This window comes from Acidimicrobiia bacterium, assembly GCA_036396535.1.
Lineage (GTDB): Bacteria > Actinomycetota > Acidimicrobiia > Spongiisociales > UBA5794 > DASWKR01.
Window position 1 is genome coordinate 25,931 of sequence record DASWKR010000051.1, and the last position, 22,165, is coordinate 48,095.

General features: G+C 67.2%; 19 protein-coding genes. 7 read left to right on the top strand and 12 right to left on the bottom strand.

The window, feature by feature from the left end:
• The first annotated feature begins 30 nt into the window (after positions 1 to 30).
• Positions 31 to 1,581 (top strand): hypothetical protein, encoded by a 1,551-nt coding sequence (locus tag VGC47_08785; GenBank protein ID HEX9855395.1) that lies wholly within the window; start codon positions 31 to 33, stop codon positions 1,579 to 1,581.
• Positions 1,582 to 1,588: 7 nt separating this feature from the next.
• On the opposite strand, the gene VGC47_08790 is transcribed toward VGC47_08785, so the two are convergent.
• The 3 genes from VGC47_08790 to VGC47_08800 all read right to left on the bottom strand — a co-directional run bounded on the left by VGC47_08790 (position 1,589) and on the right by VGC47_08800 (position 5,965).
• Entirely contained in the window at positions 1,589 to 2,959 is a 1,371-nt protein-coding gene (locus tag VGC47_08790) for an aminopeptidase P family N-terminal domain-containing protein (protein ID HEX9855396.1), read from the bottom strand.
• A gap of 11 nt (positions 2,960 to 2,970) precedes the next feature.
• Positions 2,971 to 4,620, bottom strand: coding sequence for a CRTAC1 family protein (locus tag VGC47_08795; protein ID HEX9855397.1), 1,650 nt, complete (start codon positions 4,618 to 4,620; stop codon positions 2,971 to 2,973).
• A gap of 91 nt (positions 4,621 to 4,711) precedes the next feature.
• Positions 4,712 to 5,965 carry an ROK family protein gene (locus tag VGC47_08800; protein ID HEX9855398.1) on the bottom strand — a complete coding sequence of 418 codons (1,254 nt, stop codon included), beginning with the start codon at positions 5,963 to 5,965 and terminating at the stop codon, positions 4,712 to 4,714.
• 320 nt (positions 5,966 to 6,285) lie between these two features.
• Between VGC47_08800 and VGC47_08805 the strand changes: the two genes are divergently transcribed.
• From VGC47_08805 to VGC47_08815, 3 genes are all read left to right on the top strand, one after another.
• The gene (locus VGC47_08805) at positions 6,286 to 7,392 is read left to right on the top strand and encodes a substrate-binding domain-containing protein (GenBank protein HEX9855399.1); all 1,107 of its coding nucleotides are present in this window, start codon (positions 6,286 to 6,288) and stop codon (positions 7,390 to 7,392) included.
• A 155-nt stretch (positions 7,393 to 7,547) separates the two neighbouring features.
• Positions 7,548 to 8,771 carry a sugar ABC transporter permease gene (locus tag VGC47_08810; GenBank protein HEX9855400.1) on the top strand — a complete coding sequence of 408 codons (1,224 nt, stop codon included), beginning with the start codon at positions 7,548 to 7,550 and terminating at the stop codon, positions 8,769 to 8,771.
• Positions 8,768 to 9,571: an ATP-binding cassette domain-containing protein gene (locus VGC47_08815; protein ID HEX9855401.1), complete on the top strand. Its 804-nt coding sequence runs from the start codon at positions 8,768 to 8,770 to the stop codon at positions 9,569 to 9,571. Before VGC47_08810 ends, VGC47_08815 begins: the two co-directional genes overlap by 4 nt.
• A gap of 10 nt (positions 9,572 to 9,581) precedes the next feature.
• On the opposite strand, the gene VGC47_08820 is transcribed toward VGC47_08815, so the two are convergent.
• From VGC47_08820 to VGC47_08830, 3 genes are all read right to left on the bottom strand, one after another.
• The gene (locus VGC47_08820; protein HEX9855402.1) at positions 9,582 to 10,562 is read right to left on the bottom strand and encodes a Gfo/Idh/MocA family oxidoreductase; all 981 of its coding nucleotides are present in this window, start codon (positions 10,560 to 10,562) and stop codon (positions 9,582 to 9,584) included.
• A gap of 68 nt (positions 10,563 to 10,630) precedes the next feature.
• Positions 10,631 to 11,110 carry an isoprenylcysteine carboxylmethyltransferase family protein gene (locus VGC47_08825; protein ID HEX9855403.1) on the bottom strand — a complete coding sequence of 160 codons (480 nt, stop codon included), beginning with the start codon at positions 11,108 to 11,110 and terminating at the stop codon, positions 10,631 to 10,633.
• Between the two features lie 50 nt (positions 11,111 to 11,160).
• Complete coding sequence (locus VGC47_08830; protein HEX9855404.1) at positions 11,161 to 11,352, bottom strand: FAD-dependent oxidoreductase; 192 nt, start codon at positions 11,350 to 11,352, stop codon at positions 11,161 to 11,163.
• Positions 11,353 to 11,436: 84 nt separating this feature from the next.
• Between VGC47_08830 and VGC47_08835 the strand changes: the two genes are divergently transcribed.
• Entirely contained in the window at positions 11,437 to 11,976 is a 540-nt protein-coding gene (locus VGC47_08835) for a hypothetical protein (protein HEX9855405.1), read from the top strand.
• Positions 11,977 to 12,061: 85 nt separating this feature from the next.
• Here the strand turns inward: VGC47_08835 and VGC47_08840 are convergent, their stop codons facing one another.
• Positions 12,062 to 13,993 carry a PAS domain S-box protein gene (locus tag VGC47_08840; protein HEX9855406.1) on the bottom strand — a complete coding sequence of 644 codons (1,932 nt, stop codon included), beginning with the start codon at positions 13,991 to 13,993 and terminating at the stop codon, positions 12,062 to 12,064.
• Positions 13,990 to 15,750, bottom strand: a complete 1,761-nt coding sequence (locus tag VGC47_08845; GenBank protein HEX9855407.1) for a bifunctional diguanylate cyclase/phosphodiesterase — start codon at positions 15,748 to 15,750, stop codon at positions 13,990 to 13,992. The genes VGC47_08840 and VGC47_08845 overlap by 4 nt, the downstream gene beginning before the upstream one ends.
• 137 nt (positions 15,751 to 15,887) lie before the next feature.
• Here VGC47_08845 and VGC47_08850 point away from each other — a divergent pair, with 137 nt between their 5' ends.
• Positions 15,888 to 17,120 (top strand): hybrid sensor histidine kinase/response regulator, encoded by a 1,233-nt coding sequence (locus tag VGC47_08850; GenBank protein ID HEX9855408.1) that lies wholly within the window; start codon positions 15,888 to 15,890, stop codon positions 17,118 to 17,120.
• Between the two features lie 124 nt (positions 17,121 to 17,244).
• Positions 17,245 to 17,766 (top strand): hypothetical protein, encoded by a 522-nt coding sequence (locus tag VGC47_08855; protein HEX9855409.1) that lies wholly within the window; start codon positions 17,245 to 17,247, stop codon positions 17,764 to 17,766.
• Positions 17,767 to 18,076: 310 nt separating this feature from the next.
• Here VGC47_08855 and VGC47_08860 read toward each other — a convergent pair whose 3' ends face one another.
• The 4 genes from VGC47_08860 to VGC47_08875 form a co-directional block, all read right to left on the bottom strand.
• Positions 18,077 to 18,511: a TrkA family potassium uptake protein gene (locus VGC47_08860; GenBank protein ID HEX9855410.1), complete on the bottom strand. Its 435-nt coding sequence runs from the start codon at positions 18,509 to 18,511 to the stop codon at positions 18,077 to 18,079.
• Positions 18,512 to 18,518: 7 nt separating this feature from the next.
• Positions 18,519 to 18,704, bottom strand: coding sequence for a hypothetical protein (locus VGC47_08865; protein HEX9855411.1), 186 nt, complete (start codon positions 18,702 to 18,704; stop codon positions 18,519 to 18,521).
• Between the two features lie 158 nt (positions 18,705 to 18,862).
• Positions 18,863 to 19,564 carry a response regulator gene (locus tag VGC47_08870; GenBank protein HEX9855412.1) on the bottom strand — a complete coding sequence of 234 codons (702 nt, stop codon included), beginning with the start codon at positions 19,562 to 19,564 and terminating at the stop codon, positions 18,863 to 18,865.
• Entirely contained in the window at positions 19,557 to 22,100 is a 2,544-nt protein-coding gene (locus VGC47_08875) for an ATP-binding protein (GenBank protein HEX9855413.1), read from the bottom strand. Before VGC47_08875 ends, VGC47_08870 begins: the two co-directional genes overlap by 8 nt.
• Positions 22,101 to 22,165 lie beyond the last annotated feature (65 nt).

Sequence of the window (22,165 nt, forward strand, 5' to 3'; positions counted from 1 at the left end):
GCCGTCACACCGCTCGGCGAACGGACACCGTTGACGACCGCGAACACTCCAATGCTGCGACTCGGTTCCAGGGCATATCCGGTCGTGCTGCCGAATGCTCGGGACCCGAGGCTGCACCTGGCGGCGGTGATCATCTCGATCCACGTGCTCGGACAGACGGCCCTTGGTTTCCGTATCTCGGTTCCGCAGATCCTGGCAGCCATCGTGACGTGCGCCCTCATCGAGGTCGCCTGGGCGCTCCGTACGACGTCCCGAGTCGTCTGGCCGGCCAGCGCCATGCTCACCGGCAGCGGCGTTGCGCTCATCTTCAGGGTGCTCGACACACCGAGAGGTGACCACTGGACGTGGCACGGATGGCACCTCTTCGCGCTGGTAGCGGGTGCATCGCTGCTCACGAAGTACGTCATCCGCCACCGCGGCTCACACGTCTTCAACCCGTCGAACATCGGCCTCGTGGTGGCGTTTCTCGTGATCGGGAGCGACCGCGTCGCCCCCCTCGACTTCTGGTGGGCCCCGCTCACGTGGTCGATGGCTATGGCGTACCTGCTCGTCATAATTGGCGGGCTCGTCATCACCGCCCGGCTGCACCTGCTGGCCATGGCGGTCGCATTCTGGGGGACCCTCGTTGCAGGCACCGGCCTGCTGGCCGCCTCGGGGCACTGCTTCGTGGCGGAGTGGGCCCTCGAACCCGTGTGCGGCGCTCATTTCTGGTGGGTGGTGGCGACGTCCCCGGAGGTGCTCATCTTCCTGTTCTTCATGATCACCGACCCGAAGACGATTCCGACCGGAGCATCACCACGGATCGTTTTCGGCGTGCTCGTCGCCATCGTCGCCACCCTCCTGATCGCACCCCAGACGACCGAGTTCGGCGCCAAGGTCGGGCTGCTGGTCGGGCTGGCGGTCATGAGCCCGCTGCGATACCTGATGGACCGAGACAAGGCCGCGGCGCCGACTCTCGCGGCACGGCCCGCCGGGAGGCTGCGGCGCGTCACAGTGGGCGCGCAGACCGCCCCGAGCATGTTCGGAGGCGGCTTCGCCATCGGCGTGCTCGTCTTCGGGCTCGGGACGGTCATCGTCTTGGCAGGCGGCCCGGCGCGGGTGCCGGCCCAGGCGCTGGCGCGCCTCGACCCGCCTGACATCGAAGTCCGGATCAACCCCACCGCGTTGCCGGCCGTCACGATCGACGAGGGTGTGGCGGCACTCGCCGGCGGCCTGGGGAGCGAGGGAGCGCGAGGACTCGCATCGATGCTCGCCGAGAACCTCGAGATCGAGGCGCAAGCCGTCGAGCACGGCGACGCCGCCATGCTCAGGGGAGCCGACTTCGGCGAGCGTCTCGCCGAGATGGAGGAGTCGATCGACACAAATCGCCAGGTTGCGCGCTACACCTTCGAGTCGCTCCACCTGCGTGTGGTCTTCAGCGAGGGTGCCCAAGCTGGACCGAGCCTGGCCTTCGACGCTCGTGGGACCGTCGCGCTATCCGACGCGGGCGTAGCCACGGAGCACCCGTTCGCCACCACGTTCATCCTGCGCCGGTCGGGCGACGATCGCTGGCTCATAGTGGCGACAGTCCCGCTCGGCTGATCGGACCTCAAACGGTCATCGCCAGGTCGGGCCGCAGCAGGAAAGGCGGGAGGAAGGCGGGAATGTTCGAGAACGGCAGGACGTCCGCGTGGAGGTCGATCCCCAACGAATCGCGCATGAACCTCCTCCTCCCCTCGATGCGCGCCCACGCTTCCGGGTAGCGAGCGGCGAGCTCACCGCGCAGCGCCTCGTCGGCGATGGCGATGCCGTCCTCGATGTTGGTGGTGAAGTACGCCGTCCCCGTCGCAGGGATGACGTCGACCTGGAGCGCCATCCCAGATCTGAGCTCGACGGCGGAGGCGGGCCCGACCGGCGAGTTGACCCACTCGTCGAGGTGTATCTGGTGGCCCGGGTTCAGGAAGATCCCGAAGAACGGATCTCCGAGGTGTCGTTCGATGATCTCGTTGAGCACTCCGCCCTGCTGGCCGACGTGGATCGCCTCGTACCACTCCACGATGGCCGCGAAGTAGGGGGCGACCAGCCTGTCCACGTAGTCCTCGACCTCGGATGGGAGATCGGCCGGGCCCTCGGCGACGAACCCGGCCCGGCAGTTGAGGGCTCCCCAGATCCCGAAGGCCACAGTGAACGGGTCGCCTCGTTCGATCTGCCGATCTCCGGGGCTGAGGAGGCCGAGCGAGGCCCGCGGACCGGCGGTGAGCATGAGGTGGCACGACAGCGGGTCGCCCGACCAACCGAGGAGCCGCACCGCTTCTCGCTCACGCATGCCGGGCTCCAGCTCGAACAACAGCCGTCGAACTCCCTCGGATGTCCGGCACGCGGAATGCTCGAACGCCGCCAGCTGGTCCACCTCGTTGACGACCCGGAGCCCATCTGCTGCGTCGATGAGGATGCCCGCCGTGTTCACCACCGACCCGGCCCGGCCGGTGAGCCCTCTCAGCTCGTCGGCCAGGTACGACGGGACGTCGAGCTGCGAACGGTTCGCATACGTCTTCCACCCGATCACGCCGACCCTGGACCCTGCGGCGATCCCCTCGTCGCCGAGGATGGCGGCGAGCGGGCGGGAGCGATCCCGCGGCTGGCCCGGGAGGCTGAAGTCCTGGAACAAGTGGCGGCGCAGCGGCAGAGGCGCCGATCCGGCGAGACCGAAGCACTCGTTCCCCACGAGGATGGCGGGCTCCGACGTCGATCCGACCACGAGGAGAGCTTCTTCGAAACGGGGGTCGAATCCCGTCAGGTACGACAGGTTGGCGCTGTGCTCCCGGTCGGCGTACACCACCAAGACGTCGTAGCCGCCGTCCTCCATGCGGGTGCGCAGCCGGTCGACACGATCGGCGTACATCTCGGCGGGGATCTGCGGGGCAGCCTCGGACATGCCGAAGTCCGGCAGGGCGACCTCGGACAACCGAGCCTTCGCCACCACCCTCCTCCTCAGCCTGCGGGAACGAAAGGTACAGGAGACTCACCGGGCGCGACGGTGTAGAACCCCCCTGAGGCTACGGGCTGCCACGATCCGCGGGTCCCGTCGGGCCACGTGACGCGGACCTCAGCGGCTCGGGCCGCATCGAGCCCGAAGTGCTGCCAGCCGAGTTGCCCACCAGCGTGCCCGCCCCCGATCGTCACCTCGTGTTCGATGGTTGCGGCTTCGGTCCGTACCTCGATCCACGAGCCGATCGCATCGCCGTTCGGCCCGGACTGGCGGAGGCGCAGCGCCAGCCACTCGCCCATCGGCACGGGCGCGTCACCCGTGCCGGCACCGACGTTGCGCCACAGCTTGACGCCGGCCCGCCGGTTGACCTCCACGATGTCGAGAAGGCCGTCGAGGTTGAGGTCGACGACGGCGGCGCCTCGCCCCCTGGCGAAGCTCACGATTCCCGCATCCTCGGCCCCTTCGACGAACGTGCCGTCCGATCTCCCCAGGAGCAGATTGCTCGGGTCGTTGGCGGCGTACTCCGTCATCGAGTCGACGTTCCCTTTCGAGACGAACAGGTCCATGAGCCCGTCGTTGTTGACGTCCTCGAACTCGGCATGCCAGGCGGTCGACGGCAGCACGTCACCCCCGGTGAAGGGCCGATGAGCGGTCGCCGCTCGCTCGAAGGCGATGTCCTGGTACTCGGGTCGCCCCGGCCCAACCGAGAGAGTCTGGAGCCTGTTGTCGCCCTGGCTCGTGAGGAAGACCTCGGGGAGACCGTCGCCGGTGAGATCCTGGCTGGCGATGCCCATCCCCCAGATCTGCATCGGCTGCCATCCCTCCTCTTCCGTGTACCGGCGCGGGGTCTCGCCGGCGGCGACCCGCCACAGCTGCTCCTCGCCTCCGGTGTAGTAGTGACGGTCGTTGGTCATCCTCAGGTCGACCCTGCCGGATCGGTCCCAGTCGCTGAAGAGGATCGACAGCGTGCAATAGCCGGGTGCCAGCGGGATCGGAGCGGCATAGACAGCCCCGGCCGGTCGCACCAGCGAGTTGTCGGAGCACCCGACAGCCCTCCTGCGCGTCTCGTCGAGCCCGGCGTAGTTCCCGAAGGCAAGTGTCGGAAGCGACGCCGATCCTTCCCACTTGGCGCTGAAGGCTGCCGTCCAGAGGTTGCCGCCGTCGATTCCCCACTCATCGTTGGCAGGCTCGAACCTGCACCCTCCGGTCCCGCGCAACATCACGTTCTCACCGACGCGTAGCACCGCCAGGTCCGTCTGCCCGTCCGAGTCGACGTCGATCGGGTACACCCCTGCCACATCGACCAGGTCGGTCTCGGCGCTCGACACCCGCTCGAAACGGAGCGCCGATGCTGCGGCAGAGACATTGCGATACAGGGCCGCCTCGTTCTCGCCGCCGGCGAGATACACGTCCGGCATGCCGTCGTCGTCGCAGTCGAACACCGCAACCCCTCCACCGACGAAGAACGGGAAGCCTCCGTCGTAGCGGTGCACGATTCCGGCTGCATTCGCCTCTTCCACGAAGCGCGGTGCGCCGAGCTCTCCACCGGCCGGCCGTGCACCGCCGATCACGAGTGTCACGGCCGCCGTGGAGGTGGCGATCCCCGTGATGACGCCTGCGATGAGCCACGCGAGGCCTCGAACTCTGCTCATGCTCTCACCCGTCACCGATCGGCGGGACGCCGAGGCGGTCGCTTCCTCGTCGTACGTGCGCCGTTCCATCGCATGGCGTGGCCGACCCGGGTCACGCCGTCGCAGGCTTGCGGGTCGTTCCCGGCACCGCACCGGCAGGATCGGAGACGATCGCAGACAGCGCAAGCTCGGCAGCTCCCACGAGGGATGCGTCGAGCCCGAGGGCGCCGCAGGTGATGGTCGCCATGTCGCCGGGGGCTTCGAGGACCCTCGTTGCGAGCCCTTCGGCCACGGCATCCTCGAGGAAAGGGAAGAGGCGGTTGTAGAGGCCACCGAGGACCACGAGCTCGGGATTGAACAGATTGACGAGGTTGCCGATCCCGATACCGAGCCAGCGACCGACTTCTGCGACGGCACGCAGCGTCGCCTCGTCGCCGGCGACGGCGCGCTCGACGATGCCGTCCACGACGCCGAGCCCGGTGGCGCCGACGCGCATGCCCGCGTTCCTCAGCAGGGCGGCCTCACCCGCCTCGGTCTCCCAGCAGCCGATCGCCCCGCAGCGGCACTTGCGACCGTTGGGATTGACGAGCATGTGGCCCGCCTCTCCTGCGTACCCGGCGGCTCCGAGCATCGGCTGACCGTTGAGAATCACGCCGCTGCCGATCCCGACCTCCCCGACTACGTAGACGAGGTGGCGAACCGCGGTGTCCGCCCCGCGGCGATGCTCACCGAGGGCGCCGAGATCGGCGTCGTTCGCTACGTGGACCGAGACCCCGAGCTGCAGTTCGCTCGCCAGCATGTCGGCGAGGGCAACGCCGTGCCAGCCGAGGTTCGGCGCCAGTTGGACGAACCCGTCCGAACGCCGCGTGATCCCCACGACGGCGACGGTCACACCTGCGAGCGCATGGTCGACCGGAAGAGCAGCCAGCAGCGGCTCCGCGAGCTTGGCGACGTCCTGAACCGTCTCCTGCGGCGAGAATCGCTCCCGCGGGCGGGCGACCCGCACCCGGTTGTAGACGTGTCCCCCGAGGCCGACCGTCGCCACCGCGATGGAGTCGACTGCCAGCTCGACGGCCAGCGCGATCGCTCCTTCCGGCCTGACGCGGGCGAGGGGCGAGGGGCGTCCCGGGCCCGAGCTGGCAGCACCAGGGAGCTCTTCGACGAGATTGAGCGCAGCGAGCTCTCCGATCAGGTCGGCGATGGTCGAACGATTCAGACCAGTCGCCGTCGTCAGGTCGGAACGCGTCAACGGTCCCGCCAGATGGAGTCGCTCGAGGACCAGACCGAGGTTGTGCCGTCTCAGTTCGTCTGCGGCAACGCCGCGGGCGCGCCGGTCCCCGAGGTTCCTACTGCCGGTTCGGTTCACCTTGCCTCGCTACGGTTTTGTTGGGGGTTCCACTATAAACAGAGCACCTCCGGCTGGATACAGGCACGGCAGCTGACGACCATCGGGGAGAGCGTCCGGTGTCGTACCGCCAATGGGTTGTTGATGCACTGTGCGGGCCCGTGGGTTTTGTTGCAGGGATGAACATATGCAAGGTATGCTCGCTCGGTGCTCGTGGCGCGGCACGAAGAGCTGAGCGTGAAGTGAGGGATGTTCGCCACGAGACCGGTCGCGATCGCGACAGACAACGCATTTGATGCGCTCCCGATCGGAGCGCCATTCGCTGAGGAGGAACCAGGGTGTTGAACCGACGATTGATGGTCGTGTTGGCGGCCATCGCAATTCTCGTCGCTGCGTGCGGCGACGGTGATACGACCACCACCGCCGCAGACGGCGCCACGACCACCGCCGCCGACGGCGCCACAACGACCGCCGGCGAGGACCTCGTCATCGGTGTCTCGTGGAACAACTTCAACGAGCCCCGCTGGGCGAACTTCGACGAGCCGGCCATCCAGGAGGCGCTCGCCGCCGTCGGCGCCAGCTACATCTCGACGGACGCCGGCTCGTCAGCCGACCAGCAGCTCGCCGACGTGGAGAACCTGATAACGCAAGGTGCCGACGCCTTGATCATCCTCGCCCAGGACGGAACGGCGATTCTGCCGGCGGTCCAGAGCGCCCTCGACCAGGGCATCCCGGTCGTGGCTTACGACAGGCTCATCGAAAACGCGGGTGCGCTCTACGTGACGTTCGACAACGTCGAGGTGGGCCGCGCCGAGGCGCGGGTGATCTTCGACCTCGTGCCGACCGGCACGTACGCCATCATCAAGGGCAACCAGGCAGACGCCAACGCCGACTTCCTCCGTGCCGGATTCGAGGACGTCATCGGTGAGGCCGTCGCCGCAGGCGACATCACGATCTGCTGCGAGACCTACACCGACAACTGGGACACGGCCCTCGCCCAGACGGAGATGGAGCAGTTCCTGACCCAGGAGGACAACGCGATCGACGCCGTTCTCTCCGAGAACGACGGAATGGCCACCGGTGTGGTGGCGGCGCTCGAGGCCGTCGGGCTGGCCGGCTCGGTGCCGGTGTCCGGTCAGGACGCCGACTTCCCGGCCCTGAATCGGGTGGCTCTCGGCACCCAGGCCGTCTCGGTGTGGAAGGATGCGCGCGAGCTCGGCAAGGCGGCCGGTGAGGCGGCCATCGCACTGGCGCAGGGCAGCGCCCTCGGCGATGTCCCGAGCACGATCATCTTCGACTCTCCGGGCGGCAACGCCATGACGTCGATCCTGCTGACTCCGATACCGATCACCAGTGACAACCTGAACCTGGTGGTCGATGCCGGCTGGATCAGCGTCGACGAGCTCTGCCAGAATGTCGCGTCAGGGACCGTGGGCGTGTGCCCCTGATCCGGAGCTGAACGCCTCTTGATCGAAAGTCGCCGCGCCCTCGGGTCTCTCGGGGGCGCGGCGCGCGTCAGACCAGGAGGAGGGCGTCGGTGAGCGACACACGGGTGGCCGAGAGAGCTGCGGAGCCCGCTGCACCTTCTCGGCCTCGGCGAAACCTGGCGGGAAGGCTGCTCAGGGCCACCGAGGTCGACACCCGGCTGCTCGGGATGATCGTTGCGCTCGCCGTCATCTGGGTGATCTTCAACATCTTCTCGGGGGGGACGTTCCTCACCGCCCGCAACCTCTGGAACCTCTCGGTTCAGACCGCAGTCGTGGCGATCATGGCCACGGGGATGGTCCTGGTCATCGTGTCACGCAACATCGATCTTTCGGTGGGATCGATGCTCGGGATGGTCGGCATGGCAATCGCCATCCTCCAGTCCGAGATCCTCCCGGACTGGCTCGGCTTCAACCACTGGGCCATCTGGATCATCGCCGTCGTCGTCGCCATCGCCCTCGGGGCCCTCGTAGGCGGATTCCAGGGCTTCGTCGTCGCTTACGCAGGCGTCCCATCGTTCATCGTGACGCTCGGTGGCCTCCTCATGTGGCGCGGTGTGGCGTGGGCCATGGCGAGCGGGCGAACGATCGCTCCCATGGACGGCACGTTCCAGATCCTCGGCGGTGGGGCGCGGGGCTCGATTGGGTCCCGAGCGAGTTGGCTGGTCGCCATCCTGGGCTGCCTCGGCGCCATCGCCATGCTGGTCAGCGCCCGCCGCCAGAGGCGGCGCTTCGGGTTTCCGTTGCGCCCGATGTGGGCCGAGGTCACGATGGGCGCCTCCGGCTGCGGCGTCATCCTGGCGAGCGTCTACGTCCTCAATCACTACTTCAAGCCGGCAGGGCTCGCCGAAGGGCGAACCGACATCGCCTTCGGAATCGCGGTCCCGGTCCTCATCACGCTCGGGGTGGCGATGGCGATGACCTTCTTCGCCAACCGGACGAAGTTCGGGCGATATGTCTTCGCCATCGGAGGGAACCCGGAGGCTGCCGAACTCGGCGGCATCAACACGCGGTGGATGGTGGTGCGGACGTTCATGGTCATGGGGATCCTGGTCGGAATCGCCGCCGTCGTGCAGGTGGCTCGCCTCAACGCGGCGACCACGGGACTCGGGACCCTCGCCGAGCTGTACGTCATCGCCGCGGCGGTCATCGGCGGCACCTCGTTCAGCGGCGGGATCGGCACCATCCCGGGCGCCGTGCTCGGGGCGCTGGTCATGCAGTCGCTGCAATCGGGCATGGTGCTCATCCGGATCGAAGCCGCCTACCAGGACATCATCGTCGGCATCGTCCTCGTGATCGCAGTCGGCATCGACACCGTCTACCGGCGCAGGATGACGACATGACTCAACCGTCGTCGGCGGAGCACGTGGAGCCGCCACTCGTCGAGTTGCGCCGCATCGACGTCGCCTTCGGAGGCGTGCACGCCGTCGACGACGTGACGGTGAACCTCTACCCCGGCGAGGTCGTAGCCCTGGTCGGCGGAAACGGGGCGGGGAAGACGACGCTCATCAAGACGCTCTCCGGCGCCCACCGCGCCGATTCGGGCGCGATCCTCATCGACGGGGAGCCGGTCAACATCGCGACTCCGAGGGACGCCAAGGCGCTCGGTATCGAGACGATCTACCAGACCCTCGCCCTGGCGGACAACATCGACACCCCGGGCAACATGTTCCTCGGTCGGGAGCTGACCACGCCATGGAAGACGCTCGATGACTCGGCGATGGAAGACGCCACGCGCAAGGTGATGGGCAGGCTGAACCCCAAGTTCACCAATTTCAAGGCGTCGGTGAGCTCGCTCTCCGGAGGTCAGCGCCAGTCGGTGGCAATCGCCAGAGCCGTGCACTTCAACGCCAGGATCCTGATCATGGACGAGCCGACCGCGGCGCTCGGCCCCGCAGAGACCGCCCAGGTCGCCGACCTCATCAGGCAGCTCAAGCAGGAAGGGATCGGCATCTTCCTCATCAGCCACGACATCCACGACGTGTTCGACCTGGCCGATCGCATCAGCGTCATGCTGCAGGGCAAGCTCGTCGGCACGGTCGACAAGGACGACGTCACCATCGACGAGGTGCTCGCGATGATCATCATCGGCAAGCTCCCCGGGGAGGTCACTCGCAAGGAGCTCGAGGAGCTCCACGGCTGAGCGCCCGTCCTCAGCCCTCGAGAATCCGATCGATCACACGCATGTTCGCCACCGCGTCCATGGGTGACACAGGCACCTCTGCGCCGTCGAGGATCGCCTGGGCGAACTTCTCGGCTTCGATCGCGTAGGCGTCGGCGGGAGGGAACGTCACGGTCTCCGTCGAGGGCGCAACCGGGGGGTCGCCCCCTGCCGACACGAAGACCCGGGTGGGGCGGTCGGGAGGGATGTTGAACGGGATCTCGATCTCGATGCGGCCCTGCGTGCCGAAGATGTACACCCGCTGGTAGTCCTCGGCACGGATCGAGCACGTGAAGGCCGATTGGCCTCCGTCTGGGAAGGCGAGGATGACAGACGTGACGACGTCGACGCCCATCACGGGGTCCCGCCTCACGATCGACTCGACGACGTCGGGCTCGGCGCCGAAGAGCAGCCGGGACAGGTTGATGCAGTAGCAGCCGATGTCCATGAGCGCCCCGCCTCCGTGCTCGAGCCGGTTGCGGATGTTGGCCGCGTCGTCGTTGTGGTAGCTGAACCAAGTCTGCACTGCCTGGGGGCGTCCCACTGCTCCGTCGGCGACGAGTCGCACCGCCTCGACCCAACTCGGGTGGTGCCGGTACATGAACGCCTCCATCAGCTTCACGCCGGCGGTCTCGCACGCATCCACCATCTCGGCCGCCTGTGCCGCGCTCATTGCCAGCGGCTTCTCGCACAGCACGTGCTTGCCGGAGGCGGCTGCTTTGATCGTCCATTCGGCGTGCATATCGTTCGGCAAGGGGATGTACACCGCGTCGACGTCGTCGGCGGCGAGCAGCGCCTCGTACGAACCGTAGAACGACGCGATTCCGAGCTCGGCTGCGGCAGACTCCGCCGCCGATGCGTCCCTGGAGGCGATGGCGACGACTTCACAGTTGCCGGCGCGTTGGATCGCCGGGGTCACCTTCCGCATACCTATGCCGGCAGTGCTCAACACGCCCCAGCGCACAATCGTCATGCCGCTCCTCCCACCGCGACGCAGCGGTCGTCGAGTCGGGACTCTACGGCGCGTTCAACTCCCAGCGCTCAATGCCCAGCGCCCAGCCGGGGAAGGAAGGAGGGAGTCACCTCACGGTATCCGGCATACCCGGGGAAGGCCTCCACGAGCCTCGCCTCCTCCCAGCGCGCTTTGAAGGCGAGGAGGACGACGAGGCATCCGCAGGCGCCGAGGGAGGCGAACGAGCCGAGTGCGAGCGCGCCGCCTCCCGCCTGGAGCGCGACGGCGCTGTACATCGGATGGCGCATGAACCGATACGGGCCGGTCGTGACCAACTCCACCTTGCCGTTCGGCAATGGCGTGGCGGTGAGCCCATCGCCGAGGTGGCGCGCCGCCCAGACGGCGAGCAGCACGCCGAACGCGGCGATCACCAGTCCGACGCCTCGGACCGTCGGGCTCATGTCGAACCTGACGAAGGGAGCCGCCAGGACGACCGCGGCGAGCAGCGCGAACTGGCCCGCCACGAGTGCCCAGCCGGTGCGCCGTTGATGCTTCGATGCGCCCTTCATGCTGCGAACGTCCTCCGTCGGTGCTGCCGAGGGTACGAGGTGGGAAGGCGTCACGCTCTCACGATCTCTTCGACTGCCCGCGGGCTCGACGAGATGGCGCCGTGGATCCAGCCGGGGTCGGTCGAGGCGTGCTCACCGGCGAAGTGGACGACGCCGTCGTGGCGGATCGTATCGGCGAACAGCCGCGAATGGTCGCCGGGCCCCGGCTCACAAGACGATCCGCCGGTTCTTGACTCGAGCACTCATCTGGCATATCTTTCAAGGAGCGGATCAGGTCGCAATGGACGCAAACCGATGGCGGACTTGGATCTGGGAGCTGTTGACGAGTGACCACCGGCGCCAGGAGCATCGGAGACGAGCCCGTGTCGGCTGAATCTCAGGCGGTTTGGGATGCCGAGGCAGGTCGAGCGCGACGTGTCCTCGGCGGCGTCGCGACTCGGTGGGCGCTACGCGTCGTCGCGGGTACGGGGGTCACGGTGGCCTTGATCTGGATCGTGTTCCCAAGAGCAACCGACCTGGCTCGTGCCACGAATCCAACCCGAGGGCGGGCCGACCTCTGGTGGGCCGCGATGGCGCTGGTGGCGTCGGGGCTGGCGATCGGCGCCGTCGTGCTCCTCAGGAATCTCCATCCACTGATCGGCGGCATCCCTGCGGCAGTGATCTTGGTGGGCGAGAGCCTTCTTCTCGCTGGGACCGAGCCGCCATGGTGGTTATCCACACTGACGGACAGACTCCTCTCCTCCTTCGGTGCCATGCCGTTCGTCGTAGCAGGCGTCCTCGGATACCACTGCATCCACTCGGCGATTGCGAGATCCCGCCCAGACCTCTCCTCTCGAGAAGCGGTGTCGGGTATCAAAGGCCGGTGAGAAGATCCACGGCCGGGTTCCGTACATGCGAGTCGCTCCCTCGGGGTAACGCACGCCAACCGGTCCCATCAATGCTCGGCGCGGTCTAGCCGGACGCTCCCAGGATGCCGTCGAGCACGTCGAGGAAGCCCGGGACGTCGAGGGGCTTCGTGAGATAGGCGGCCGCCCCCGAGGCGATGAGCCGCTGGACTTGGCCGGGTGTGGCGTCGGCTGTGATGATGACGATTGGGACGTCCCGCGTGGCAGGATCGCTGCGCAGGCGAGCGAGCACTTCCTCGCCCTTCATGTCCGGCAGGTGGAGATCGAGGAGCACGAGGTCCAGCGCATGGGTCTGGGCGAGTTCCAGGCCGAGGCTTCCTTGCATCGCAGACAGCATCCTCACGTTCGGCCGGTACTCGAGGACCCGCTCGATCAGCCGCAGGTTCGAGAGGTTGTCCTCGATGTAGAGAATCGTCCCGGCAGGTCGGGACCCCTTGGCTTCGACCGAACCCTCGAGGGCGTCGTGGAGGCCTTCCTCGGGGCCGTCCACCAGGGGGAGATCGAACGCGAATGTCGAACCCTCCCCGGCGACGCTCTCGAGGGTGATGGTGCCGCCCATGGCCTCGACGAGGCCCTTCGTGAGGGCGAGGCCGAGCCCCGTGCCGGGCACCGACGCCTCATCGACACCGAGCCGATCGAACGGGAGAAAGATCCTGTCGACGAACGACTCGGCGATGCCGGCCCCGGTGTCGCTGATGGAGATCCTCACCCTGTGGTCCGGGAGCCTCTCACAGTCGATGATGACCGATCCCCCGGGACGGTTGTACTTGACGGCGTTCGACATCAGATTGAGGAGGACCTGGCGCAAACGCTGCCGATCCGCCAGCACGTGGAGGTTCCGGCACCCCGACCGCTCCTCGAAGCCGATCGTCCGGTCGCCGGCCAGCGGCGCAACGAGTTGGATCACCTCTGAGAGGGCCGAATCGACGTCGACCGCCTCGGGTGACACCGCGAGGCGACCCGTCTCGATTCTCGAGATGTCGAGCACCTCGTCGATGAGGTCGAGCAGGTGGCGCCCTGCCCTCATGATCTGGCGGAGCGCCTCCTCCTGGCGAACGCTGAGGCGCTGCATCTCGAGGAGCTGCCCGAATCCGAGGATCGCGTTGAGAGGCGTTCGCAGCTCGTGGCTCATTCGTGAGAGGAAGTCGCTCTTGGCCATGTTGGCCCGCTCGGCCTCCTGCTTCGCCTGCTCAGTCTCCTTCTTGGCTCTGGCGCGCTCCGTGATGTCTCGCACCGCGGCCGTGACGAGCAGGCCCGACTCGGTGTAGAGCGGGCTGAGGCTTATCTCGACCGGGAACTCCGAACCGTCCTTTCGCAGTGCAAACAGCTCGAGATCGACGCCCATGGCCCGCGGGCTCGGATCCGAGATGAACCTCGTTCGGTGCTCGACGTGAACATCCGAGAAACGGTCGGGGACGAGCGTTTCGACCGGCCGACCGATCAGCTCATCACGGGGGTAGCCGAACATTTTCTCGCTCTGAGCGTTCATCAGCACAACCCGTCCCTGGTCGTCGACGATGACGATCGCGTCGGGAGCCGCCTCGAGCAAGCCGCGGAAGAGCTGCTCGGAGCGTCTCCGCTCCGTGACGTCGCGCACGGCCGCCACCACCAGAGATCCCATGTCCGTCTCGAGCGGGCTGAGGCTGATCTCCACCGGAAACTCGGAGCCGTCCTTGCGCACCGCGAACAGGTCGAGGCCCAGCCCCATCGATCGAGTGTGGGGGTCGGCTGCGAATAGAGAACGATGGGAAACGTGTGTCTCGCCGAATCGTAAGGGGATCAGGGTCTCAACGGGCGAGCCGATCAGCTCGGAGCGCTTGTAGCCGAACAGGCGCTCCGCTTGGGCGTTGACGACAACGATCATCCCGTGGTCGTCGACGATCACGAAGGCGTCGGGGGCCGACTCGATGATGGAGATGCCGGCCGCCTCGACGGCTGCGAACAGGGCGGGATCCATCCCGGCGTCACTGACGCTCACGTCGCCTCCCACGTTGCGAGTGAACTGGCATGATCTCCGGCGAACACGAGGGCGTCGACCATCTGTGGTGGTCCCGATGGAGCGAAGAGGAATCCTTGGGCGTAGTCGCATGCCAGCCCCACGAGCCCTCGAAGCTGACCTCGGGTCTCCACTCCCTCCGCGATCACCGACATACCGAGGGCGTGCGCCAGCTCGATGATGGCGCGCACGATCGCCGCCATGTCCGCGGCGGTCTCGAAGTCCTCGACGAACGACTTGTCGATCTTCACGAAATCGACCGGGAGGCGTCCCAGGTACGAGAGCGAGGAGTACCCGGTCCCGAAGTCGTCGAGCCCGACCATCATCCCGGCGCGTCGCAGATCGCCGAGAGCGGCCACGACGGCGCTGGAGCCATCGACGAGGGCGTGCTCCGTGATCTCGAGGTGGAGGCTGGCGGCCGGCACGTTGCGCGCTGCCAGCAATCGTGTCACCGAGTCGGCGAAGCCTCGCTCCTCGAGATCCGTCGCCGTCACGTTTATCGCCACCCCGCCGAACCCGCTTCCCGCCAGGCGCTCGTTCCAAGCCGCCGCCTGCTTCACCACCGATTCGCGGACGAGGCCGTCGATGCTCTGCAACAGTCCGGTCTCCGCGGCGACCTGGAGGAACGATTCGGGCAGAAGGAGAGTCTCTTGGTCGCGGATCCGCACCAAGGCCTCGGTCCTCACGACGCGCCCGGTCGCCAGGTCGACGATCGGCTGGTACTCGACGACGACACGCCGCTCGGCGATCGCCGATCGGAGCATTCGCTCGGTCCCGAGGCGACCGATGGCCTTCGTCCTCAGCTCTTCGTCGAAGACCTCATAGCGGTTCCTGCCACGCTCCTTGGCCCGGTACAACGCCAGGTTGGCCTCGCGAAGCAGCTCTTCAGCGCCATAGCGCGAGTCGACTGTTGCGGTCATGCCGGCGCTCACCGACGTCACGACCTCCTCGAAGCCAAAACGGTGCGGGACCCGACAGGCAGCCAGGAGCCGCTCACATAGCGCCACGGCCGCCCTCTCGTCCTCGATGCCTTCGACGACCATCACGAACTCGTCTCCACCGACGCGGGCGAGCGTATCGTCGATCGTGATGCAGGCCGTCAGCCTGGCTGCGGTGTTCAAGAGGACCCGGTCGCCGATCTCGTGCCCCATCGACAGGTTCACCATGCTGAAACGGTCGAGGTCGATGCAGATGACTGCTAGCACTCCCGTCGACGTGCGGAGCCGCCGAATGCCGTTCGCCATCCTGTCCATGAGCAGGGACCGGCTCGCCAGGCCGGTGAGCGGATCGATCGAAGAGCCGCGGCGTGGATCCAGGGCCTGCTCCTCGCGGACCTCGACCGTCCTGAGGCTCGACACGAACACGGGCTGCTCGTACCCCTCGACGCGTCGTGACCTGTCCTCGATCCACATGTACGAGCCGTCGCCACGCCGGAACCGGTAGATCGACGTGACGACGCTTCCCAGGTCCGGCACGTCGTTGCGACCGGCGATGGCGCCGAGATCGTCGGGATGGACGAAATCGACGCGAGCCCGGCCGTGGAGCTCGGCAGCGTCGTGGCCGAGAGTGCGAACCCCGGCAGGCGTCACGTATCGGTAAACCCCGTCGGAAGTCGCCACCACCCCAGTCCCAGGGTGACTGGAAGCGACGGCTCGATAGTCGATGCCTCCCGATGCAACCATCGTCAGCGGCATCCGCGTGTCATCCGTGACCCCCCGGCCGGCGACGGCTCTGGTCATGTGTCAGTCTACGGCAGCCGAAGCGGTTGAGGCAGAACCTCCCAAATGACGGCTGCCGCTTGCCGAGACGGCTTGTCATGCGGCGCTCAACCACAACGGCCATCCGGACGATGAATCCAGGGAGAATCAGGAGGTCCATGCAGTCGCTCACGGATGCAACGGTGCTCGTCGTCGACGACGACCCCGGCTCGCTCGCGCTGTGCGAGCAGGTCCTCACCACCGCCGGCTATCGCAACCTGCTCCTGTACACCGACCCCCGGGCCGCCCTGGCCGAGGTCGACCCGCTTGCGATCGATCTGGTGATCGCCGACCTGCAGATGCCGGAGATCGACGGGCTCCGCCTGGTGGGCACGCTACGAGGCGCGGTTCCCGAAGACTCCTTCCTGCCTGTGCTCGTCGTCACGGCGGACGCGACCACGGCGACCAGGCGAACGGCGCTCGGGCTCGGAGCGGACGACTTCCTCACGAAGCCGATCGACGTCATCGAGATGACGCTGCGCGTCGGGCACCTTCTTCGTCTACGTTCCCTGCACCGCGCCCTCTACGACTCCCGATTCGAGCTCGCGGCCGAGGTGGAGGCGAGGACGGAGGAGCTGCAGACAGCGCTCGGACGGCTCGAGAACGTCGTCAAGGCCAAGGACGTCTTCATCGCAAGTGTGAGCCACGAGCTGCGGACTCCGCTCACCGCGGTGCTCGGCTACGCCAGCGAGCTCGCAGACCGAGCCGGTGACGTCGACACGACGGAGGTCGTGGAAGCCGCCAAAGTCATCGCGGAGCAGGCGATGGACCTCTCGGCGATCATCGACGACCTCATGGTGGCGGCACGCTCCGACATCAACGCAGTGACGGTCGTCGACGAGCCCGTCGACATGACCAAGGAGCTCGGGGCGGTGATCCACGGGCTACGCGAGGACGACCGCGCCAGGATCCACCAGCCGACGGAACATCTCACGGTGCGCGGCGACCGTTTGCGGATTCGCCAGATCCTCCGCAACCTGCTGATGAACGGCCTGCGGCACGGGGGGGACACCATCTCGATCGAGCTCGAGACGTCGAATGGCGTCGGCGCAGTGACGGTGGTCGACGACGGACCGGGAATGTCGGCCGAGGTGAGGGACCGCCTGTTCGAGCCGTACTTCAACGCCAGCAGCGATGCCAGCCAACCGGCGTCGATCGGACTCGGTCTGACCGTGTCACGCTTCCTCGCCCGCCTGATGGGCGGCGACCTCACTGTCGTACCGCACCCCGGCGGCACTGCATTCCAGTTGACGTTGGCCACGGCTACCCCTGCCGAATTTGGCGCAGTCGCCCGGTCCGGCTACCGGGTGGAGCACTCCCAGCAACCGACCGGGCAGGTCAGGACGGGGTAGCAGCCGGATCGTCTCCGCGCCCCCGCAGCCGCGAGAGCGCTCGGCGCGACTCCGCCGGCGGTCGGAGCTGTTTGATCGCTGCCAGATCGGGGTACACGGTCGGAGGCGGACGAGCGGAGGTCCCATGCGAACCCACCATCCGGCAGCCGTAGCCGAGCGGACGAAGCAGATCGCACACCGTACCGATCGCGATCGCGCCCTCGATGATTCCGAAATCGTCGCTTCGGGTTATCGGCTCCAGCTGACTCTCGTCGACCTCATCGACCTGCAGATCCAGAGTCGCCATCTCAGATGGAACGTCGAGAGTCGCCCACTGCGGCACCGTCTCGAGATGCTCGACACGATTCTCGGTGCGTCGGCATCGATCGTCGCCGATCGTATGCAGCTCCTGGGCATCGCCCCGGACGCCAGAGTCGCGACCGCGTTCCAGGATCTCCTGTTCGATCCCCTGGCCGCCGGTCCCTTCGGAATCGAGGTCGTCGAGGCCGAACTGTCCGACCGGCTCGATCGCTTCCTGGCACGGTTGAGCGACTCGATCACGATCATCGCCGAGGACGAGCCGTCGGCGAGGCTTCTCAGTCAGGTCTGGCGCCGAACAACGACGTGGGCCGGCGAGAGCCGGCTCCAAGGTTCGTTCGTGACCTGAGTCGCCGCCACAGGGCCTCACCGTGTGGTGCTCGATCCGCAGACGAGTCACCCGCATCGTGAACAACTCCTCCCATAGGTGCACCCGGACACGCTTCACAGCCGCGGTCAGCGATGTCCGGCCGACGGGCACGAAAGAGGAGGAGCCTGTGGTGCTCAGGAGCGCTGGGCGTTGCCGGCTGAGACCTGAGACGTGAGCTGAGGAATTCGAGAACCTGAGACGGGTGATTCCGGCGCGGGACGCAGCTCCGCGGGCTCACCACCAACGTCCCCCGGCCGAGGTCGCTGACCCGGGAGGATGCTCCTGCCGGCTACCCCGCCGGTGGTCGCCCGAGTTCACCTGTTGTCGGCGTCCCGAGCCTGTGCTCGATGGCGTCCGACATGAGCTCTGGCTGGTCGACGAAAGGCACACCGAGCACCCGGTATGTCTCCTCCCGGGCCGGATCGGCGAGACGGGCTACGACCGTGGCGACGCCGAAGCACCGCGACGCGATGAGGGCGGCAACGGCGTTCGCATTGTCCGAAGGCGTGGTGGCGACGAAGGCATCCGCAGACTCGATGCCGGCGCTTCGCATCACCGCAACGTCGTAAGCGAGCCCTTCGTGAGCTGTGCCCGCGAATCCGGTTCCGAGCCGATCGAAGGAGCCCTGCCGCACGTCGATCACGGAGACGTCGTGACCGCGATCCGCGAGCAACACCGAAAGGGCTGCGCCGACTCTCCCGCATCCTGCGACGACAATCCGCATCTCCTGGTCAGGCGACCCTCGTGACGGACCCCTCGATGGCACCGTCGCGAAGCAAGGTGACGCGCAGCTGCCCCGGCGTGCTCGGTCCCCTCTCCTTGCCCGGGAACGCTCGGGCGAGTCCTTCGCCCGGGAGGGCGGCAGGTACGAGGACCTCATGCCGGAAGCCTTCGATCCGGTATCGAGAACCGACCATGAGCTCATCTGGTTTCGTGGTCGCTCCTCGACGAGACGGCGTTTGTGGCCCGATCACCTTGATACCAGGCAATGCCGCCATGGATCGGGGTCGATACGCCGCGCTCACGCGAGCCGCTGTGCTCTTGACGGACCACTGACGCGCAATGGCCGCAACCCCTAAGGAACCGGCGGGACCTCGAAGCGATACCCCATACCGGGCTCGGTGATGAAGTACCGAGGAGCGCTCGGCTGGGGCTCGAGCTTCCGACGGAGCTGCGCCATGAACACCCGGAGGTAGTTGGTCTCCTCCCCGTACTGGGGACCCCACACTTCCTTGAGTAGCTGGGTCTGAGTGATCAGCTTCCCGCGATGGCGCACCAGCATCTCGACGATGCCCCACTCGGTCGGAGTCAGCCGAACCTCCTCGCCCGAAGCCGTCGTCACGCGCTTGGCCGAGAGATCGATGGAGAAGTCGTCCGTCTCGATGAGAGGCTCGTCCTCATCCGGCCCGACCTGCCTCCGCAGCGCTGCTCGAAGCCTCGCCAGCAGCTCTCCCATCCCGAACGGCTTCGTCACGTAGTCATCCGCTCCGGCATCGAGGGCGACGATCTTCTCTCGCTCGGCATCTCGCACCGAGAGCACGATGATCGGGACCTGCGTCCACCCACGCAGCCCTCGAATCACCTCGATGCCGTCGATGCCGGGGAGGCCGAGGTCGAGGATCACAGCATCCGGTCGATGGTCCGCCGCTCTGCGGAGTGCATCCTCTCCTGTGGCCGCCGTGTCCACGCGGTATCCCAAGGCCTTGAGATTGATGCCGAGGGCGCGCACCATCTGCGGCTCGTCATCGACCACGAGGATCCTCGCCGGGTCAGCCACGCGCCATCCCAACCTCGGGTGCGAGGGGCGCATCGATGCCCCCTGCGACGTCGAGCGCGATCACCATCGTCGTCCCCCCGCCCGGAGTGTCCTCGATGACGAGCTCGCTACCCATCGCCTCTACAAGTCCACGGGCGACGGCCAGACCGAGACCGACCCCCTCGCGATTGGGGGAGTCGCCCATCCGCTGGAAGGGTTGGAATGCCATGTCGCGGGCGTCGGGTGGTATGCCGGGGCCGCGGTCGCTGATCCTGAGGTCGATGCGGCCGCCCACCACGCCGGCGCCGACCCGGACCGTCTCACGCGGCGGCGACCACGCCAAGGCGTTCTCGACCAGATTGGCGACTACTCGCTCGAGGAGATCAGGGTCGGTCTGCACCTCCGGGAGGGCTTCGGAGATGTCGATGACGACCCGGTCTCCACCCGATCCGAGGCCGGAGATCGCCGACGCGACTACCTCGTCGAGCCCGACCGGTCGAAGAAAGACGTGGACGGCACCGACCTGGACCCGGCTGGCGTCGAGGAGATGGCCTACGAGGCGGTTGAGTCGCTCGGTCTCGTCCAACGCGGTCTCGAGGAATGCTCGGACCTCGTCTGCCGTCCACGCGACCCCCGTCTCCACCAGGCTCGTCAGCGAGGCCTTGATCGTCGCCAGCGGAGTTCGCAGGTCGTGGGAGACGGCACGGAGCAGCGCGGTACGCAGGCGGTCGGTCTCTGCCATGGACTCGGCGGACCCAGCCTCCCGCTCGAGCTCTGCCCTCTCGATGGCCTGGAAGATCTGCGCGGCGAAGGCCCTCAGCACGATGCGATCATCGGCCGTCAGCTTGCCGTCGAGGATGACGAGCACGGTGTCGTCGGTGACGTCCAACACCTCGGTGCCGGCCCGGGGAGACGAGAGCTCCGCAGATCCGTCCCAGGCGAGGGTCTCCCATTCGTCCCCGGCACGCCGCAAGATGCTCACCGCATCGAGCGAGAGAACGTCTCTCACCCGCCTGAGCAGGGCGTACTGATCGGAGGGGAAGACCGGATGCCTCAGTGTCGTCGTGGCGGCGAGCGCCTCGGCCTGTGCCCTGGCCCGGGTCGCATCAGCACTGCGCCGACTCGAGTGGCCGACGAGCAGTCCGACGGCGAGCGCCACTGCCAGGAAGGCGAAGAGAGAGAAGAGATCGTCCGGGTTGGCGATGGTCCAAGTCTCAACCGGCGGCGTGAAGAACCAGTTGGCGAGCAGGAAGGCGGCGACCGCGGTCACCACGGCCGGCAGCGCGCCGCCGATCCCGCCCGTGATCACCGCGGCGAGCAGGTAGACGAGCAGGACGTTGTGGAGCTCTAGCTGCTCACGGCGGCCGAGAAGGATCAACGTGAGGAGAGGAAGCCCCACGAAAGCGATCCCCCATGATCCGGCGCGCCGTACAGATCCGATCGACTTCCGGCGTGGCGGCCTGCGTTGCCGGCTCGGCCGGCGGGCGCCTTCGTATGAGATGACGTGTACGTCGACGGCATCTGAGTTGCGGATCACCCTGGCGATGGGCGAGCCTCGCAGCAGCTCGTTGAGGCGCGATCGCCGCGACGCCCCCATCACGATCTGGGTGGCATTCTCCTCCCGCGCGAAGGCGACGAGGGAGGTGCCTACGTCGTCACCGACCACCTCGTGGTATCGACCGCCGAACTCTTGCAGCAGCTCTCGCTGCGCTGGGAGGGCGGGGCTCGACTCTTCGGCCAGGCCGTCGGTCGGGCGCACGTACACCCCGACGAGGTCTGCTCGGGAGCGCATCGCCAGGCGGGCGGCTCGCCTCACGACCGCTTCACCTCCGACGGCGCCGGCCAGGGCGACGACCACCCTCTCCTTCGTCTCCCACGGCTGATCGATGCCGTGCAGGTCGCGGTACTCAGCAACGGCTTCGTCGACACGGTCCGCCGTCCAGGACAAGGCGAGCTCCCGAAGCGCTCCGAGGTTGCCGGGCCGGAAGTAGTTGGCAAGGGCCGCATCGACGCTCTCAGCCGGATAGATCTTCCCGGCGGCCAACCGCTCTCGAATGCCTTCCTGAGTGAGATCGACCAGCTCGATCTCGTCGGCGCGTCGCACCACCTCGTCGGGGATCGTCTCTCGTTGCAGGACGTTGGTGATCTCGAAGATCACGTCGTTGAGCGAGTCGAGATGCTGGATGTTGACGGTCGAGAGGACGTCGACGCCGGCGTCGAGCAGCGCGTCAACGTCTTGCCAGCGCTTGGCGTGCCTCGAACCGGGAACGTTGGTGTGCGCCAACTCGTCGACCAGCGCCACCTGTGGTCGTCGGGACAACACCGCATCCAGGTCCATCTCCTCGAAGTCGGATCCGCGGTACTCGAGCCGCCTCCTGGGTATGACCTCCAGATCGCCGATCAGGCCGGCGGTGTCGACCCGACCGTGGGGTTCGACGTAGCCGACCACGACGTCACGTCCTCGCCCTCTGAGACGGTGTCCGTCTTCCAGCATGGCGTATGTCTTGCCCACACCGGGAGCGGCCCCTAGGAACACCTTGAGCTTGCCGCGCTTCACGTCGTAACGCTACTTCTCGGCTCGACCGTGCCGGCGGGAGATGTCGTCAGGGTGAGCGGTGACGT